Consider the following 15,963-nt stretch of genomic DNA (forward strand, 5'->3'; position numbering starts at 1 on the left):
GCACAATACCGACGATATGCCGCCATAAAGCTCGGCGCGGTCGCAACTAACCCAGATTCGTCGGAGCGATCCACCAGTCAGGCCGATTTTCCGACAGGCGCCGGCCGGCGGAGATCGCTTCGGCGGGCGTTTCAAACAGGGCGAAGACGGTGGCGCCGGACCCGGACATGCGGACCAGCCGCGCGGCTGGGAGACCGGTGGCGGCAGCGATCACCTCGGCGATGGCGGGCGCACGGCCGATGGCGGCCTCCTGCAGATCGTTACGCTGGCGGGCCAGCCATTCGAGCACCGCGGCGACGTCCCACGCGGAGGGCGCCGGCGGACGGTCGGCGGCGGCGGGCGGACCCGCGTCGTAGGCGCGATAGACCTCGCCCGTCGGCGAGGGGACGCGGGGATTGATCAGCAGGGCCGGGAGCGGCGGCAGGCGGGGCTCCGGGGTCAGGCGGTCGCCCCGGCCCTCCGCCCAGGCGGTGCGGGCGTGCAGGCACATGGGGCCGTCGGCGCCGATCGTCCCGGCGATGTCGGCGAAGGCGTCGTCATCAAAATCGAGTCCAAGGGCCTCGCGCGCCAGCTTGAGCGCCGCCCCCGCGTCGGATGAACCGCCGCCCAGGCCCGCCGCGATCGGCAGGCGCTTGTCGAGGGTCACGGCCAGCGGCGGCTCACCGATTCCGGCGGCCTCGCCGAGCGCGCGCAGGGCGCGCAGGATCAGGTTGTCGCCCTGCCCTAGCCCCGCCGCGAACTCGCCCCCGACGCTCAGCGACAGACGGTCTGAGAGCGTGACGGCGATGCGGTCGCCGACGTCCGCGAAGGCGACCAGGCTGGCAAGGGGGTGGTAGCCGTCGCCGTCAACCGGGCCGACGTGGAGGAACAGGTTGACCTTGGCCGGGGCGAGAGCGGAGCGCTCGGCCATGCCTCAGGGCTGGCCGCCGGACAGGGCCGGCGCGGAGAGGCCGTCGGCCAGCTTCTGCTCGACCTCGGCGCGGCGCTCGGGCTCTGGCTCGAGCGTCAGCACCCGGTTCCACTGCCAGCCGGCCTCGCGGCGGCGGCCCACCTGCCAGTAGGCGTCGCCGAGGTGGTCGTTGATCTCGGCGTTGGCGGGCTGTTTGGCCACGGCCTGTTCGAGCGTCTCGACGGCGATTTCGTACTGGCCGCGCCGGTACTGGGCCCAGCCGAGCGAGTCCTGGATGTTGGCGTTGCGCGGATCGGCGGCGAAGGCGCGGGCGATCATCTCGGCCCCCTGCTCGACGCGGCGGCCGCTGTCGACCCACAGATAGCCGAGATGGTTCAGCAGCGTCGGTTCGTCGGGCGCCATCTGCAGCGCGGTCCAGAGCTCGGCCTCGGCCTCTTCGATCCGGCCGAGCCGCTCCAGGGTGCGGCCGCGATCGAAGCGGACATCCGCGGACTGGCTGGCGGTATTCACCGTGGGCCGGTTGAGGATCTCGAGCGCCTCCTCGTAGCGCTCGAGATTGAAATACTGGTTGGCCAGGATGCGCGAGACGATGACCTGGTCGGGCGCCGCGGCGTCGGCGCGGATGAAGGCTTCGAGCGCTTCCCCGTGCTGGTTTTCCTTCTGCAGGATGACACCGAGGCCGAGCTGTGCGCTGGCGTAGACGATCGGATTGGATGGGCCGACCCGGGCATAGGCGGCGCGGGCGGCGGCGTCCTGATGCGCCTCGTCCAGGCTCTCGGCCAAGCGCAGGGTGATGGCGTCGTCGGGGTGCAGCGCGGACGCCAGATGCAGGTAGATGGCCGACAGTTCGTGCACGTCGACCTGGCTGGTCTCCATCGCGGCGAAGGCCAGCGCGTCGGAAGCGATCTGGCGCGCCGTCGGCGCGGCCGGCGCCCGGCCTCCGCTACGCATGCGCCGCCCGGCGACCAGGGCGCGAGGATCCGGCGCGTCGCCGGCCAGCGCCGCCGCGTACACGGTCAACGCCTCGTCACGCCGGCCCTGGCGCTCGAGGAAGGCGCCGTAGTGCACGCGGAACAGGCGCGCGCCGTCCGGGATCGCCAGCAGGGCCTTGTATTCGACCTCGGCCTCGGCGAAGCGGCGGCGGCTCTCAAGAAGCTGGGCGCGTTGATCGCGCAGGATGAGACCAGCGGTCTCGGTCGTCGGGGCCTCGACGGGCCGGAGCGCCGCGTCCCAGTCGCCTCCGGCGGCGGCGATCGCCGGCAACAGATAGCTCGTCACCGGGCCGTAGGGATCCGGGAAAGGCTCTCCGCGCATCAGCGCAAGGGCGGCCTCGCCATTGCCGTCGCGCAGGGTCTGGACCACCGTCGCCAGGCGACCGGCCCCGGCGAACAGAGGGGTGTCCGCCACGAAGGGCGCCAGCCGGACCACGGCGTCGATGTCGCCCGAGAACAGGCTGGCGAGGAAGGCTTCGCCGCCCAACTGCGGCTGTTCCGGGGTCAGGGACTGGCTGTGCGCCAGCAGTTCGGCGCCGGTCGCCTGCTCGCCCCTGAGGCTGGCGACACGGCCGGACAGGTACAGGCCGTAGGCGGACTGGCCGTCGGCGGTGAAAGGCGCGGGGGCCCACACTTCGGGGATCGCCGGCGCGGCCGGTTCGGCGATGGGCGCCGGATCGTCGGTCGGAACGACCACAGGGGCGCTGTCCCGCGGGGTCAGCGGCGGATCGACGATGATCGGCGCGTCCTGGGCCGCGGCGGGGGCCGTGAGGGCCAGCAAGGCGCAACCGGACAGGAGCAGGCGAAGTGAGGTGAGGCGCATAACGGAACCCTTCCCGGATTATGCGGCCTCGGCAAGGCCTCTCGCTTACGCCGCCGTCACATATTCGGGTAGTTGGGCCCGCCACCGCCCTCGGGCGTGGTCCAGACGATGTTCTGCGACGGATCCTTGATGTCACAGGTTTTGCAGTGGACGCAGTTCTGGGCGTTGATGACGAAGCGCGGGTCGGTCTTCGCCGCCTCGTCCCCATAGACCACCTCATAGACGCCGGCCGGGCAATAGAGGCGCGCCGGCTCGCCGTATTCCGGCAGGTTGACACGGATCGGGATCGACGGGTCCAGCAGCTTCAGATGCGCCGGCTGCTCTTCGGCGTGGTTGGTGTTGGAGATGAAGACCGAAGACAGCTTGTCGAACGACAGGACGCCGTCCGGCTTCGGATAGGCGATCGGCTTGTGCTTCGCGGCCGGTTCGGTCGAGGCGGCGTCGGTCTTCCGGTGCTTCAGCGTGCCCAACACGGACAGGCCGCCGAACAGCGTCTGGAACCACATGTCGAACAGGCCGAGCGCCCCCCCAAGCGTGGTGCCGAACCGGGTCAGCAGCGGCTTGGCGTTCCGGACCCGCTTGAGGTCCGTGTAGACCCAGCTGTTTTCATAGGCGGTCTGGTATTCGAGCAGTTGGTCCCCTGCCCGGCCGGCGATCACGGCGTCATAGGCGGCGTCGGCAGCCAGCATGCCGGTCTTCATGGCGTTGTGGCTGCCCTTGATGCGCGGCACGTTCACGAAGCCGGCCGCACAGCCGATCAGCGCGCCGCCGGGGAAGCTGAGCTTCGGCACCGACTGGAACCCGCCCTCGGTGATGGCGCGGGCCCCGTAGGAGATACGCGTACCGCCCTGCAGGTGTTCGGCGATGGACGGATGGTGCTTGAAGCGCTGGAACTCGTCGAAGGGAGAAAGGAACGGGTTCTTGTAGTTCAGGTGCACGACGTAGCCGATGGCCACGTAGCGGTCGCCGAAATGGTACATGAAGCTGCCGCCGCCAGTGAACTCGTCCAGCGGCCAGCCGGTGGTGTGCTGGACCAGGCCTGGCTGGTGCTTGTCGGCCGGCACCTGCCAAAGCTCCTTGAGCCCGATGCCGAACTTCTGCGGCTCGGCCGTGTCGCACAGGTTGTGGCGGGCCATGATGGTCTTGGCCAGCGAGCCGCGCACGCCCTCGGCGATGAAGACGTATTTGCCGTGCAGTTCGATGCCGGGCTGGAAGTCGCCGGTGGGCTTGCCATGACGGTCGATGCCGAACACGCCGGCGACGACGCCCTTCACCCGGCCGGTGGGTTCGTCCCAGACCACATGGCTGGCGGCCATGCCGGGATAGACCTCGACACCCAGTGCCTCGGCCTGCTCGCCCAGCCAGCGACACACGTTGCCGAGGGAGGCGATATAGCAGCCGTCGTTGTGCATCAGCGGCGGCAGCAGGAACATCGGCAGTGAGGCTTCGCCCTGCGGGCCTAGGACAAGGAAGCGGTCCTTCGTCACCGGCGTCTCGAGCGGCGCGCCACGTTCCTTCCAGTCGGGGAACAGTTCGGTCAGGGCCTTCGGGTCGATCACGGCGCCCGAGAGGATGTGGCCGCCGATCTCGGCGCTCTTCTCCAGAACGGCGACGGAGATGTCCTTGCCGTCCTTCGCCGCGCGCTGCTTCAGGCGAATGGCGGCGGCGAGACCGGCAGGGCCGCCGCCGACGACGACCACGTCGTACTCCATGACCTCGCGCTCGACTCCGGCGAGGGCCTCCGCAGGCGGCAGCTTGTCGATCACGGCTTCCTGCCAGGCGTTCGTCGCGCCGCCTTCGATAGCGTCCTGGGCCATGGCTGAAATCCTCGTCTTGCGCGGGGTCTTGTGGGTGACGCCTTATCCGAAGGTGACGCCGGGGCGGTCAAGGACTATCCCTGTCCCAGCCCGCCCATGACTTCGCACACCCCGACCACCGCCGCGACCGAAAGCCTGCTCGCCTTCTGGCGCGACGCGGGCGTCGATGCCTGTTTCGGGGATGCGCCGGTCGACCGGACCCATGTCGAGCCGCCGCCGGCGCTGAAGGCCGTGGCCAGGGCGACGGCGGCGGTGACGCCGGTGGTCGACGCTTCGGATGCACTGGCTGAGGCGCGGCGGCTGGCGGCGGGAGCGGACACGCTTGAAGCGCTGGGCGAGGCCATCGCGGCTTTCGAGGGCTGTCCCTTGCGGGGTCTCGGGGCGCGGCAGGCGGTCTTCGCGCGGGGCAATCCCGAGGCCGAGGTGCTGGTCATCGGCGAGGGCCCCGGCGCGGAGGAGGACGCGCGCGGCCAGCCGTTCGTCGGCAAGGCGGGCCAGCTGCTGGACCGGATGCTGGCCGAGGCCGGGCTGGAGGGGCGGGTGTTCATCACCAACACCGTGTTCTGGCGGCCGCCGGGCAACCGCACGCCGACGCCGGCGGAGCAGGCGGTTTGCGCGCCGTTCGTGGAGCGAGCCTTCGCCCTGTTGAAGCCCAGGGCGGTGCTGCTGGTCGGTGCGGCGGCCTCCAGGGCGGTGCTGGGCGCGGACGAAGGCATCATGAAGCTGAGGGGCCAGTGGCGCGAATGGCGGCTGGCCGAGGGCGGCGTGGCGGCCCCGGCCCTGCCGACCCTGCATCCGGCCTTTCTGCTGCGCCAGCCGATGGCCAAGCGGCAGGCCTGGGCGGATATTCTGTCGCTGGCGGCCCGGCTGGACGGTCAAGCTCGTTAACTCCACCGACTCAAAACTGCCCCAAAAGGGGTGAATCCTTGACATGGGCCGGGGCGGTGGCGCCTTTCTGGCCTGACGACCGAACGAACAGCGCCGGATGGATCGAGTCGAGACGATCCGCATGACGCTCAAAGGGGGGCCGCCTCAGTGCCGTTTAATCTCCGCCGCGTGTTTGCCGCGTCGACGACCGCTGTGGCGTTCGCCCTCGCGCTGGGGGCCGCCGCGCCCTCGCACGCCGAGGAAGAAGGTCGGCGGGCCCTGTCCGCGCTGAGTCCCGCGGACCGCCTCAGCTACACCACCGCCTTCGATGCCCTGCGCCGTGGCGATCTCGACGCCGCCCGCGCCTCGGCCCGACAGGCCAACGACCGCGTGCTGCTGGGCCAGGTCGAGTTCGAGCGGCTGTTTCACCCTGACCATTCGGCCACCTACGAGGAACTGGCGGCCTGGCTGGAAGAGTATTCGGACCTTCCGTGCGCGCCGCGCGCCTATAATCTGGCCCTGCGCCGGCGCCCCGATGGCGCCCCTGAGCCGAAGCGGCCTTCCAGCGTCAGCGGCCGGACCTGGTCCAGCGTCGTCGCGGCGGGCGGCGGGGCCTCGGAAGACGACCCGACCAAGGCGGCGCGCATCGCCCTGAACCACGACGACCTGACCGGCGCGGTCGCCCTGGGCGAGCAGATCGGCGACTGGTGGGTGGTTGGCCTGGCCAGCTATCGGCTGGGCGAATACGCCAAGGCGACGACGGCGTTCGAGCGGGTGCTGGACGATCCGACCGAAGACGGCTGGGTGCGCTCCGGCGCGGCCTTCTGGGCCGCTCGCGCCGCGGGGCGCTCGAGCCAGCAGGATCGGGTGCAGCCCCTGCTGCGCCGGGCCGGCGCCTGGCCGGCGACCTTCTATGGCCAGATCGCCCTGCGCCAGCTCGGCGAGGAGCCGACCGTCGAGAATCTTGGGCCGACGCCGTATCAGGCCGCCGGCGTGCTGCGGACGATCTATCATCCGGACGATGCGGCCGAGGTGGACGCCGACGACCTGAACGCCTTCATCCGCTCCGACGACCGCGCACGCCGCACCGTGGCCTATTACGAGGTCGGGCGGGGGACCGACGCGCGTGATGAACTGCGCACCGGCCTGCGTTCGGCGCTGACCGAGCGTGGGCGGCAGCTGTGGGCCGCGCTGGGCCGGGCGCTTGGCCCCCGCGTGACGGGCGTCAGCGACGACGCCAGGCGCATCGACGCCGACCGCTATCCGCAGCCGGACATCCAGCCGGAGGGCGGCTTCACCATCGAGCGCTCGCTGGTCTACGCCATCGCCCGCAAGGAGACCGACTTCAACGCCCGCGCCCGCTCGGCGGTGGGCGCCTATGGCCTGATGCAGGTGATGCCGACCACGGCGGCGGAGCTGGCCAACGATCGCGCCTTCGTCTCGGAGCCGGACCGGCTGTTCGATCCGGCCGTGAACGCCCGCCTGGGTCAGGCTTATGTGACCAAGGTGATGGCCATGCCGGCCATCAACGGCGACCTGCTGAGGGTGGCGGCGTCGTACAATGCGGGGCCGGGCCCCATGGTCGCGGCAGTGCGCAAGCTGGGCCAGGACGCCGACCCGCTCCTGCTGATCGAAACGATCGATGTGCCGCAGGCCCGGGATTATGTGGAGAAGGTTGTGGCGGCCTACTGGATCTACCAGCGGCTCAACGGACGGCCGCTGAACACGCTGGACGCAGTGGCGGCGGGGGCCACGCTGGTGCCGCTGTCGCTGGACTATGTTCCGCCCGAGCCGGTGCAGCCGATGGAAGTGGCCTCGGCTCCCGCGACCAGCGGCTAGAGGCCGGCCAGCAGCAGCGCCGGCAGACAGCAGGCGATCACGATCAGCAGCCCATAGACCATCAAGCTGGGGCGACGGGTCTCGGGCTGTGGGGCGTGCATCGACATGGCTGACCCGGAACGCCTGTGCGCATTCGAGGCTCCAGAGATACCGGCGTTGTCTTAAGGCCGCGTTCCGCCGTGCGGTTAACGCAGCGCTTCCGCCGACCATTCGAGGAAGTCGGGCTGGGCCAGCAGGGTGTCGCGATAGGCGGCGGCCAGACCGTCGTCATCCCCATAGGCCGAGAGATCGATCTGAAAATGCCGGAAGCGCGTGGCCACGGGGGTGTAGAAGGCGTCGGGGACCGACCATTCGCCGAACATGTAGGGCCCGCCGGCGCCGAAGCGGCGCCGCATCTCCCTCCACAGACTGACGATGCGGCGGATGTCCCGCTCCACGGCCTCTCCCTTGGGAGGCGGCGAGCGGTCCGGACCGACCATGGTGTGGTCGGGCCCCATGCCGCAGTCGGTGCGCAGACCCATGAAGCCGCCATGCATCTCGCACGCGGCGGAGCGGGCCAGCCAGCGGGCATGGGCGTCGGCGGGCCACAGCCGGACCTGCGGATAGCGTTCGGCGCACCAGACCGAGATGGCCATGGAGTCCCAGATGGTCTCGCCCTCGACCTTGAGCAGGGGCACGAGGCGCGAGGGAGAGACGCGCTCGAGCTCCGCCTGACCCTCGGGCGTGTAGATGTCGAACTCTCGCACCGTGAAGTCCGCCTTGCAGCGCTTCAGCACCAGCCACGGCCGCAGCGACCAGGTGGAGTACAGGCGCGGTCCGATGATCAGTTCCATGAATCCCTCCGTCAGTTGGAGGAGGAATAGGGCGCGCCGGGCCTGGCCGCCATGCCTCGCGGGCCGAGTTCCGGCGCCTCCGCCACAAGCGGCGCTTGACTCGGACCCGTCCTCGCCTGACATCCCGCGCCCATGATCATCCGCTATTCCCGCCCCGCCGCCGTCGATATCTGGTCGCAGGAGACCAAATACCGGATCTGGTTCGAGATCGAGGCCCACGCCGCCACCAAGATGGCCGAGCTGGGCGTGATCCCGACCGAAGCCGCCGAAGCCATCTGGGCCAAGGGCAAGGACGCGGCGTTCGACGCCGACCGCATCGACGAGATCGAGCGAACCACCAAGCACGATGTCATCGCCTTCCTGACCCATGTGTCGGAGATCGTCGGCGAGGAGGCGCGCTTCCTGCATCAGGGCATGACCTCGTCCGACGTGCTGGACACCTGTTTCGCGGTGCAACTGGCGCGGTCGGCCGATCTGCTGGTCGAGGGCGTCGACCGGGTGCTGGCCGCGCTCCAGAAGCGCGCCAGGGAGCACAAGTTCACGCCGTGCGTCGGCCGCAGCCACGGCATCCACGCCGAGCCCGTGACCTTCGGCCTGAAGCTGGCCGGCTATCACGCCGAGTTCCAGCGGGCGAAGCGCCGCCTGCTGACCGCCAGGGAAGAGATCGCCACCTGCGCCATCTCCGGCGCGGTCGGGACGTTCGCCAATGTCGATCCGGCGGTCGAGGCCTATGTCGCCGACAAGATGGGCCTGCAGGTCGAGCCCGTTTCGACCCAGGTGATCCCGCGCGACCGCCACGCGGCCTTCTTCGCGGCCCTGGGCGTCGTGGCGTCGTCGGTCGAGCGGCTGGCCGTTGAAATCCGCCATCTGCAGCGCACCGAGGTGCTGGAAGCCGAGGAGCCGTTCGATCCGGGCCAGAAGGGCTCGTCGGCCATGCCGCACAAGCGCAATCCGATCCTGACCGAGAACCTGACCGGCCTCGCCCGTCTCGTGCGATCGGCCGTCGTGCCGGCGATGGAGAACGTCGCCCTGTGGCACGAGCGGGATATCAGCCATTCCTCGGTCGAGCGCGGCATCGGGCCGGACGCGACCATCCACCTCGACTTCGCCCTGCACCGGCTGGCCGGAGTGGTCGAGCGGCTGAACATCTATCCGGCGAATATGGAGAAGAACCTCAACCTGCTGGGCGGGCTGGTTCATTCCCAGCGGGTCATGCTGGCGCTGACCCAGGCGGGCGTGTCGCGCGAGAGCGCCTACGCGGCCGTGCAGGAGAACGCCATGAAGGTGTGGCGCGGCGAAGGGGCCTTCCTCGACTTCCTGAAGGCCGACGAGCGGGTCACCCTGCCGGCGGCGCAGCTCGAGGCGCTGTTCGACATCGGCTACCACACCAAGCACGTGGACACGGTGTTCGCGCGGGTGTTCGGGCCCGAACACGCCTGAGGCCGTGAACCGCAAGCGCGCCTTCGACCCGGTCGTCGACGCCAACACGCGCCTGCTTATCCTCGGCAGCCTGCCCGGCGACGCCTCGCTGAGGGCGGGACAATACTATGGCCATCCCCAGAACGCCTTCTGGCGACTGATCGGCGGCGTGACCGGGCGCGACCTGGCCGCCCTGCCCTACGAAGACCGGCTGACGGCGCTGAAGGCGGCGGGCGTCGGCCTGTGGGATGTCATCGCCAGCGCCGAACGGCCCGGCAGCCTGGACGCCGCGATCCGCGCCCCCGAGGCGGCCGACCTGCGCGGACTGGTGCTGACCCTGCCGGCGCTGCGGGCCGTGGCTTTCAACGGGAGCAAGGCCGCGAAGCTCGGGCGGGCGATTCTGGCGGACCGCCCCGATGGGGTCGCGCTGATCGACCTTCCCTCCTCCAGCCCCGCCCATGCGCGCCCGTTCGCGGACAAGGCGGCGGCATGGGCGGCGCTGGCCAGCTACGCCGCATGACGCCATTCGGCGATCGGCGGTGCAGAAAAATATCGCGGCGACGCATCCTTTTCGCGGCTGAGCCATATCCGTTTGTGACATCGCCTGGAGGGGCGGGTCCCACGAGGGGAAGCGCATGCCGTCTATTCGTCCGATCCTGGCAGCCCTGTCGGCTCTGGCGCTGACATTGGCGGCCTGCGACCGCGGCGAGACTCCGCCGGCGCAGGACAGGGCCGAGGCTCCGACGGCCACGCCAGCCACGTCGTCGGCCGGAACCGTTCTGATGCTGGCGCAGCGCGACCCCGACCTCACCACCCTGGTCAGCGCCATCCAGACCGCCGGGATGGAAGAGACCCTCAACGGCGCGGGTCCCTTCACCGTCTTCGCGCCCAACAATGCGGCCTTCGAGAAGATTCCGGCCGCCCGGCGTGACGCCCTGACGGCGCCCGAGGGGCGCGCTGATCTGAGGCGACTGCTGACCTATCACGTAATCCCGGCCCGGCTCGAAGCCGCCGCGCTGATCCAGCGGATCCAGGCCGGCGGCGGATCGCTGGTCCTGACCACCATGCAGGGAGGAACGCTGACGGCGCGGACCGACGCGGCCGGCTCGATCACCCTGACCGATGGCGCGGGCGAGGTCGCGCGGGTGGTCGAGGCCGACATGATCGCTTCGAACGGCGTGGTTCACGCGGTCGATACGGTCGCAGAGCCGCGGTAGCGGCAGGAATACCGGCGCCGCCTCCCCCTACGGCGCCGGCGGCGGATCGCCCCCAATCGGTCCGTCCTGAAAGGCCGCAGCCGAAAGGCCGCGGCCTTTCCTCGTCGTGACGCAGGGAAGCGGCTTATTCGCCGCTGCGAATCTGTTCGCGGGCGACCGAGGACAGTTCGTCCATCTTGCGGCGAATCTCGCCCTCGGAAACGATCAGGCCCGCGCCTTCCAGGTCCTGGGCGATCTTGCGGTAGACGTCTTCCTCGCCCGGCTGTTCGAAGTCGGCGCGGACCACGGCGCCGGCGTACTGATCGGCGGTGTCGGCCGACAGGCCCATCTTTTCAGCCGCCCAGAGGCCCAGCAGCTTGTTGCGCCGGGCGATCGCCTTGAATTCCTGCTCCTGATCGAGGGCGAACTTGGACTCGAAGCCCTTTTCCCGATCGTCGAAGGTCGTCATGGGCGTCTGCAGGCTCCGTCAGGCGGCCGGAAGGTGACCGCGATCGAGGTGCTCTATAGCTCCCCCCGAGCCGAACGCAACGGAAACCCTGACGGTTCAATCGGGGCCGCCGTTTGTGTCGCAGCCCGGGTTCCGCTAAGGGAGGGCCCGTCGAATTCTCCCGCCCGCCCGATTCCGGATCGCGCCGCCCAGACCACCGTGCTGGCCGCGCGATTTTCGTTTCCGGCGAGGCCCCGCCCGGACCCACGATGATGAACGTCAAGCGCAAGAAGCTCTACGAGGGCAAGGCCAAGATTCTGTATGAAGGACCCGAGCCGGGCACCCTGATCCAGTACTTCAAGGACGACGCCACCGCCTTCAACGGCGAGAAGAAGGCCCAGCTCGAGGGCAAGGGCGTCATCAACAACCGCATCAGCGAGTTCGTCATGTCGCGCCTGAACGGGATCGGCGTGACCAACCACTTCATCAAGCGGCTGAACCTGCGCGAGCAGCTGATCCGCGAGGTCGAGATCATCCCGCTTGAAGTGGTGTGCCGCAACGTAGTGGCGGGCTCGATGAGCCAGCGGCTGGGCATCGACGAGGGCACGCCCCTGCCCCGCTCGATCATCGAATTCTACCTCAAGAAGGACGAGCTCAACGATCCGATGGTGACCGAGGAGCACATCACCGCCTTCAACTGGGCGACCACCCAGGAACTGGACGACATCCTCGCCATGACGGTGCGGGTCAACGACTACCTGTCCGGCATGTTCGGCGCGGTCGGCATCACCCTGGTGGACTTCAAGATCGAGTTCGGCCGCATCTGGGAGAACGACTTCAGCCGCGTCATCCTGGCCGACGAGATCAGCCCGGACAGCTGCCGCCTGTGGGACACCAATACGGGTGAGAAGCTGGACAAGGACCGCTTCCGCCGCGATCTCGGCAACGTCATCGAGAGCTATACCGAAGTGGCGCGCCGGCTGGGCATCATGAAGGACATGCCGACCGTGATTCAGGGGGGACTGCACTAATGGCCAAGGTGAAGGTTCACGTGTTCCTGAAGCCGGGCGTGCTGGACGTCCAGGGCAAGGCCGTCGAAGGCGCCCTGCACGGACTGGGTTGGCCCGGCGTCGCCCACGCCCGCGTCGGCAAGCTGATCGAGTTCGATCTGGACGGCGTCGCCGATCCGGCCGCCGAAGCGAAGAAGATGTGCGAGACCCTGCTCGCCAACACGGTGATCGAAAGCTACCGCGTCGAGATCGCGTGAAGCGGGGCCTGAAGCTGGTCGTCGTCCTTCTGGTGCTGGCGGGGTGCCTCGTGTTCGCCGCGGCGCTGGCCGGCGGACTGATGGACGACAGCGCCTTCACGCCGGCGGCGGTGGGCGCGGCGCACTAGGGGCGACTCGCGGTGCGCTGCTGCGTTAGGATGCGACGTACCCCGCAGGAGGACGCGACGTGACCTTCACCCTCACCTCGAACGACATCACCGATGAGGGCGTGCTGCCCGACGCGCAGGTCAAGGCGAAGGGCGACACCTCGCCGCATCTGCAATGGTCAGGCGCGCCGGAGGGGACGAAGAGCTACGCCGTCACCTGCTACGACCCGGACGCGCCGACCGGGTCGGGCTTCTGGCACTGGACGGTGGCCAATATTCCCGCCGACGTGACGCAGTTGAGGGCCGGGGCGTCCCCGGACGGCCTGCCGCCGGGCGCGGTCGAGGGCCGCACCGACTACGGCGAGCCCGGCTTCGGCGGGGCCGCGCCGCCGCCGGGCCACGGGCCGCATCGCTATATCTTCACCGTCTTCGCCGTGGACACCGACAAGCTGGACGTGACGCCGGACAATTCGGGCGCGGTGTTCGGCTTCAACCTGCATTTCCATACCCTGGCCAAGGCTTCGATCACGGCCAGCTACGAGAACACGGGCCTGGGCTGAACCGGCGCCCTGACATCGCCTTCGAACGGTGCTAGAGGCGCGCCCATGAGCGCAGCCGTCATCGTCTTCCCGGGGTCCAACTGCGACCGCGACTGCAAGGTCGCGATCGAACGCTCGACGGGCGAAACCGTCGACATGGTCTGGCATCAGGAGACGGAACTCCCGTCGGGGCTCGACCTGATCGTGCTGCCCGGCGGCTTCTCCTATGGCGACTACCTGCGCTGCGGGGCCATGGCCGCGCTGTCGCCCGTCATGCAGGCGGTCAAACAGGCGGCTGACAAGGGCGTGGCCGTGGTCGGCATCTGCAACGGCTTCCAGATCCTGTGCGAGGCCGGGATGCTGCCGGGCGCGCTGCTGAAGAACGCCGGACTGAAATACGTCTGTAAGCCGATCAGCCTGACCGTCGCCAACGGCCAGACCCGCTTCACCGCCGGCTATCAGGGCCAGCGCGAGGTGGTGATGACCCAGGGCAACGGCGACGGGAACTACTTCTGCGACGCCGAGACGCTGGCGCGCCTCGAGGGCGAGGGCCAGGTGGTGTTCCGCTATGTCGACAACCCCAACGGCTCGGTCGACGACATCGCCGGCATCCAGAACGCACGCGGCAACGTGCTGGGCCTGATGCCCCACCCGGACCGCTCGTTCGAGGAAGAACTGGGCTCCGCCGACGGCGCGACCCTGTTCCGGAGCGTGTTCGCCGCCGCCTGAGCCGCGCGACCGCCGGAGAACGACGGCCATGCCCATGAGCGAACGCCAGAAGATGGTCTCGGGCCTGCCGTACGAACCGGGCGACCCGGAGCTTCAGGCCGATCAGGCCAGCGCCAAACAGTGGATGGCGCACTACAACGCGTCGCTGGCCTCGACCCCGGCGGAGCGGCGCGACCTGTTGCGGCAAAGGCTGGGCGAGGTCGGCGAAGGCGCGGTGATCCGCCCGCCGTTTCACTGCGACTACGGCTACAATATCCGGCTTGGCCGGGGCGTGTTCCTGAACTTCAACTGCATCGTCCTCGATGTCTGCGAGGTCGCCATCGGCGATCAGACCCAGATCGGGCCGGGGGTGCAGATCCTCACCGCGGACCATCCACGCGACCCGGCCGAACGCGCCGCCGGGATCGAATTCGGGCGACCCATCGTCATCGGCCGCAACGTCTGGATCGGCGGCGGAGCGCTGATCCTTCCGGGCGTGACGATCGGCGACGACGCCGTCATCGGGGCAGGAGCCGTGGTCACCCGCGACGTGCCGGCCGGGGCGACGGCCATGGGCAATCCGGCGCGGGTGAAGGTCTGACGGCTAGACGTCGTCGGCGCGACGCTGCTCTCCGTCCGCCGAACCCTGAACGCCGATCGACTGGTCCAGCGCATCGTCATCGTCGGCGTTGAGAGAGGCGCCGTCCTCAAAGGTCGGATCCTCGTCGGCGGTGCGGACACCGCCCGGGTCGCGCTGGGCGTTCAGCTCGCGTTCGCCGAAGCCCAGCCCCTGCTCGCGGGCGCGGTCCGCCTGGACCGTGTCGGTCTCGAAGTTGGGGCTTTCCTTGGGGCGGGCGGGTTCGTCGGCCATGACAGTCTCCTTTGCGGAGAGAACCCCCGCCCGCACCGCAGAGTTCCGGGCCGGTGAACCAACGCCCGCCCGGCGCGTAAAGACAGTCACCGCCCCGCTTGCAGGAGCCCGCATGTCCGCGATCGAACGCGCCACCCCCGCCCAGATCACCCGCCGGCTGATCGTGCTGGCCTGCGCGGTGTTCGCCGTGGCCGTCGCCCAGGCGCAGATGCTGATGGGCTGGGGCCAGACGCCGGCGGAGTTCTCGGCCGACAGCGACGCGACGCTAAAGGTGGCCGGCTACGCCTTCTCGATCTGGGGGCTGATCTATGTGGCGATCCTCGCCTATGCCGTTCGGCAGGCGTTGCGACAGACGGGTGAGAGCCTGCTGATCCATCGCTTCGGCTGGCCCTCGGCCGCGGCCTTTCTCGGGATCGGCTGGTGGGTCGTGGCCGCCGCCTTCGACTGGGAGGCGGCGACCGTCGTATTGATCTTCGCTTCGCTGGTCGTGCTGCTGCTGCCGCTGCTCCACAACGCCGGCGCCATCCGGGCGCTGGGCCGCACGGAGCGGGACCGTTGGCTGGTGGTCTGGCCGCTGGGCCTGCTGGCGGGATGGCTGACCGTGGCCGCGCCGCTGAACCTGCTGACCGTTGCGACGGGCAACGGGGCCCTGCCGACCGTGTTGAGCCCAACCGCCTGGGCGATTCTCGCTATCGTGGTCGTGGCGCTGGTCGCTGTGGGGGTGACGGCGAGCATCCGCATGCTGGCCTACGCCCTCCCCATCGCCTGGGGTCTGCTGGGCGCATTCGTGGCCGAGCAGGAGCGGAACGGGCCACTGGCCTATGTCGCCCTGGCCACCGCCGTGGCGGTGCTGGTCGGGGCCGTCATCCTGACGTTCCGGCTGCGCCCGGGCGTCGAACGGGCGACCGCCGACTAGTCCGCTTCGGGAGTCTCGCGCGGGTCGCGGTCGGGTTCGCCGACATCGAAGGCGCCGTTCTCATCGAAGCCGACGCTGCCGACGCCGACTGCCGAGCCGGTCAGGCGCTGACGCCGGCTGGTCATGGCCAGTTCGGGAGCGGCCGCGTCCATGGCCCGGGTGACCTCGGGGTCGTTGGAGCGGTCCATCTGCTGGTGGTCGGGCGGTGTCGGCGTGGTTTCTTTGCCGGTCCGGGCCATCAGGCGCCCTCCTCGTGGAGCTCATGATCGTCGTTGGCCGCCTGTTTCGAGGCGCGTTCGGCGGCCGCGCTGGCCCCCGCGTCGTCGGCGGCGATCTCGGGCGCGTTCGGGTCCTCGGGCGTGGCGGCGGGGTCGACAGGCTGGTCGGTCATGATGGCCTCCGTTGGCTTCA

At 69.6% G+C, this 15,963-nt stretch carries 20 protein-coding genes; 12 read left to right on the forward strand and 8 right to left on the reverse strand.

Features of this window, described 5'->3' with window-relative positions; genetic code table 11:
• Window positions 1-46 precede the first annotated feature (46 nt).
• Genes ACSQ1L_RS05550 through ACSQ1L_RS05560 form a run of 3 tightly spaced genes read right to left on the reverse strand, consistent with a single transcriptional unit; the run spans window position 47 to window position 4,437 of the window.
• The gene (locus ACSQ1L_RS05550) at window positions 47-910 is read right to left on the reverse strand and encodes a 4-(cytidine 5'-diphospho)-2-C-methyl-D-erythritol kinase (protein WP_435992775.1); all 864 of its coding nucleotides are present in this window, start codon (window positions 908-910) and stop codon (window positions 47-49) included.
• Between the two features lie 3 nt (window positions 911-913).
• On the reverse strand, window positions 914-2,725 hold the full coding sequence (locus tag ACSQ1L_RS05555) for a tetratricopeptide repeat protein (protein ID WP_435992777.1): 1,812 nt from the start codon (window positions 2,723-2,725) through the stop codon (window positions 914-916).
• A 56-nt stretch (window positions 2,726-2,781) separates the two neighbouring features.
• On the reverse strand, window positions 2,782-4,437 hold the full coding sequence (locus ACSQ1L_RS05560; RefSeq protein WP_435993655.1) for an electron transfer flavoprotein-ubiquinone oxidoreductase: 1,656 nt from the start codon (window positions 4,435-4,437) through the stop codon (window positions 2,782-2,784).
• A gap of 201 nt (window positions 4,438-4,638) precedes the next feature.
• On the opposite strand from ACSQ1L_RS05560, the gene ACSQ1L_RS05565 reads away from it, so the two are divergent.
• Window positions 4,639-5,430: a uracil-DNA glycosylase gene (locus ACSQ1L_RS05565; RefSeq protein WP_435992779.1), complete on the forward strand. Its 792-nt coding sequence runs from the start codon at window positions 4,639-4,641 to the stop codon at window positions 5,428-5,430.
• Between the two features lie 192 nt (window positions 5,431-5,622).
• On the forward strand, window positions 5,623-7,248 hold the full coding sequence (locus ACSQ1L_RS05570; RefSeq protein ID WP_435992780.1) for a lytic transglycosylase domain-containing protein: 1,626 nt from the start codon (window positions 5,623-5,625) through the stop codon (window positions 7,246-7,248).
• A gap of 185 nt (window positions 7,249-7,433) precedes the next feature.
• On the opposite strand, the gene ACSQ1L_RS05575 is transcribed toward ACSQ1L_RS05570, so the two are convergent.
• On the reverse strand, window positions 7,434-8,081 hold the full coding sequence (locus tag ACSQ1L_RS05575) for a glutathione S-transferase (protein ID WP_435992781.1): 648 nt from the start codon (window positions 8,079-8,081) through the stop codon (window positions 7,434-7,436).
• A 132-nt stretch (window positions 8,082-8,213) separates the two neighbouring features.
• On the opposite strand from ACSQ1L_RS05575, the gene purB reads away from it, so the two are divergent.
• The 3 genes from purB (at window position 8,214) to ACSQ1L_RS05590 (ending at window position 10,717) form a co-directional block, all read left to right on the forward strand.
• Complete coding sequence (gene purB / locus ACSQ1L_RS05580) at window positions 8,214-9,521, forward strand: adenylosuccinate lyase (RefSeq protein WP_435992783.1); 1,308 nt, start codon at window positions 8,214-8,216, stop codon at window positions 9,519-9,521.
• A 4-nt stretch (window positions 9,522-9,525) separates the two neighbouring features.
• Window positions 9,526-10,020, forward strand: coding sequence for a DNA-deoxyinosine glycosylase (locus ACSQ1L_RS05585; RefSeq protein ID WP_435992785.1), 495 nt, complete (start codon window positions 9,526-9,528; stop codon window positions 10,018-10,020).
• 115 nt (window positions 10,021-10,135) lie between these two features.
• On the forward strand, window positions 10,136-10,717 hold the full coding sequence (locus tag ACSQ1L_RS05590) for a fasciclin domain-containing protein (protein ID WP_435992787.1): 582 nt from the start codon (window positions 10,136-10,138) through the stop codon (window positions 10,715-10,717).
• Window positions 10,718-10,841: 124 nt separating this feature from the next.
• On the opposite strand, the gene ACSQ1L_RS05595 is transcribed toward ACSQ1L_RS05590, so the two are convergent.
• Window positions 10,842-11,165 (reverse strand): DUF1476 domain-containing protein, encoded by a 324-nt coding sequence (locus ACSQ1L_RS05595; protein WP_435992789.1) that lies wholly within the window; start codon window positions 11,163-11,165, stop codon window positions 10,842-10,844.
• 251 nt (window positions 11,166-11,416) lie between these two features.
• Between ACSQ1L_RS05595 and purC the strand changes: the two genes are divergently transcribed.
• From purC to ACSQ1L_RS05625, 6 genes are read left to right on the forward strand one after another with little or no spacing between them, the layout of a single operon-like run.
• Window positions 11,417-12,175, forward strand: coding sequence for a phosphoribosylaminoimidazolesuccinocarboxamide synthase (gene purC / locus ACSQ1L_RS05600; RefSeq protein ID WP_332659453.1), 759 nt, complete (start codon window positions 11,417-11,419; stop codon window positions 12,173-12,175).
• A complete protein-coding gene (purS, locus tag ACSQ1L_RS05605; RefSeq protein ID WP_435992791.1) occupies window positions 12,175-12,411 on the forward strand; it encodes a phosphoribosylformylglycinamidine synthase subunit PurS in 237 nt (78 codons plus the stop codon). Before purC ends, purS begins: the two co-directional genes overlap by 1 nt.
• Entirely contained in the window at window positions 12,408-12,539 is a 132-nt protein-coding gene (locus tag ACSQ1L_RS05610) for a hypothetical protein (RefSeq protein WP_435992793.1), read from the forward strand. Before purS ends, ACSQ1L_RS05610 begins: the two co-directional genes overlap by 4 nt.
• A gap of 59 nt (window positions 12,540-12,598) precedes the next feature.
• The gene (locus ACSQ1L_RS05615) at window positions 12,599-13,078 is read left to right on the forward strand and encodes a YbhB/YbcL family Raf kinase inhibitor-like protein (RefSeq protein ID WP_435992795.1); all 480 of its coding nucleotides are present in this window, start codon (window positions 12,599-12,601) and stop codon (window positions 13,076-13,078) included.
• A gap of 45 nt (window positions 13,079-13,123) precedes the next feature.
• A complete protein-coding gene (purQ, locus tag ACSQ1L_RS05620) occupies window positions 13,124-13,786 on the forward strand; it encodes a phosphoribosylformylglycinamidine synthase subunit PurQ (RefSeq protein ID WP_435992797.1) in 663 nt (220 codons plus the stop codon).
• Window positions 13,787-13,820: 34 nt separating this feature from the next.
• Window positions 13,821-14,366: a sugar O-acetyltransferase gene (locus ACSQ1L_RS05625; RefSeq protein ID WP_435992799.1), complete on the forward strand. Its 546-nt coding sequence runs from the start codon at window positions 13,821-13,823 to the stop codon at window positions 14,364-14,366.
• Between the two features lie 3 nt (window positions 14,367-14,369).
• On the opposite strand, the gene ACSQ1L_RS05630 is transcribed toward ACSQ1L_RS05625, so the two are convergent.
• The gene (locus ACSQ1L_RS05630; RefSeq protein ID WP_435992801.1) at window positions 14,370-14,636 is read right to left on the reverse strand and encodes a hypothetical protein; all 267 of its coding nucleotides are present in this window, start codon (window positions 14,634-14,636) and stop codon (window positions 14,370-14,372) included.
• A gap of 112 nt (window positions 14,637-14,748) precedes the next feature.
• On the opposite strand from ACSQ1L_RS05630, the gene ACSQ1L_RS05635 reads away from it, so the two are divergent.
• A complete protein-coding gene (locus tag ACSQ1L_RS05635) occupies window positions 14,749-15,552 on the forward strand; it encodes a hypothetical protein (protein WP_435992803.1) in 804 nt (267 codons plus the stop codon).
• Here ACSQ1L_RS05635 and ACSQ1L_RS05640 read toward each other — a convergent pair.
• Both ACSQ1L_RS05640 and ACSQ1L_RS05645 read right to left on the reverse strand, forming a co-directional pair.
• Entirely contained in the window at window positions 15,549-15,791 is a 243-nt protein-coding gene (locus ACSQ1L_RS05640; RefSeq protein WP_435992805.1) for a Tat pathway signal protein, read from the reverse strand. The genes ACSQ1L_RS05635 and ACSQ1L_RS05640 overlap by 4 nt on opposite strands.
• Entirely contained in the window at window positions 15,791-15,943 is a 153-nt protein-coding gene (locus tag ACSQ1L_RS05645) for a hypothetical protein (protein WP_435992807.1), read from the reverse strand. Before ACSQ1L_RS05645 ends, ACSQ1L_RS05640 begins: the two co-directional genes overlap by 1 nt.
• Between the last annotated feature and the right edge of the window lie 20 nt (window positions 15,944-15,963).

Origin of the sequence: Brevundimonas sp. LjRoot202, from assembly GCF_964253355.1 — a bacterium.
Lineage (GTDB): Bacteria > Pseudomonadota > Alphaproteobacteria > Caulobacterales > Caulobacteraceae > Brevundimonas.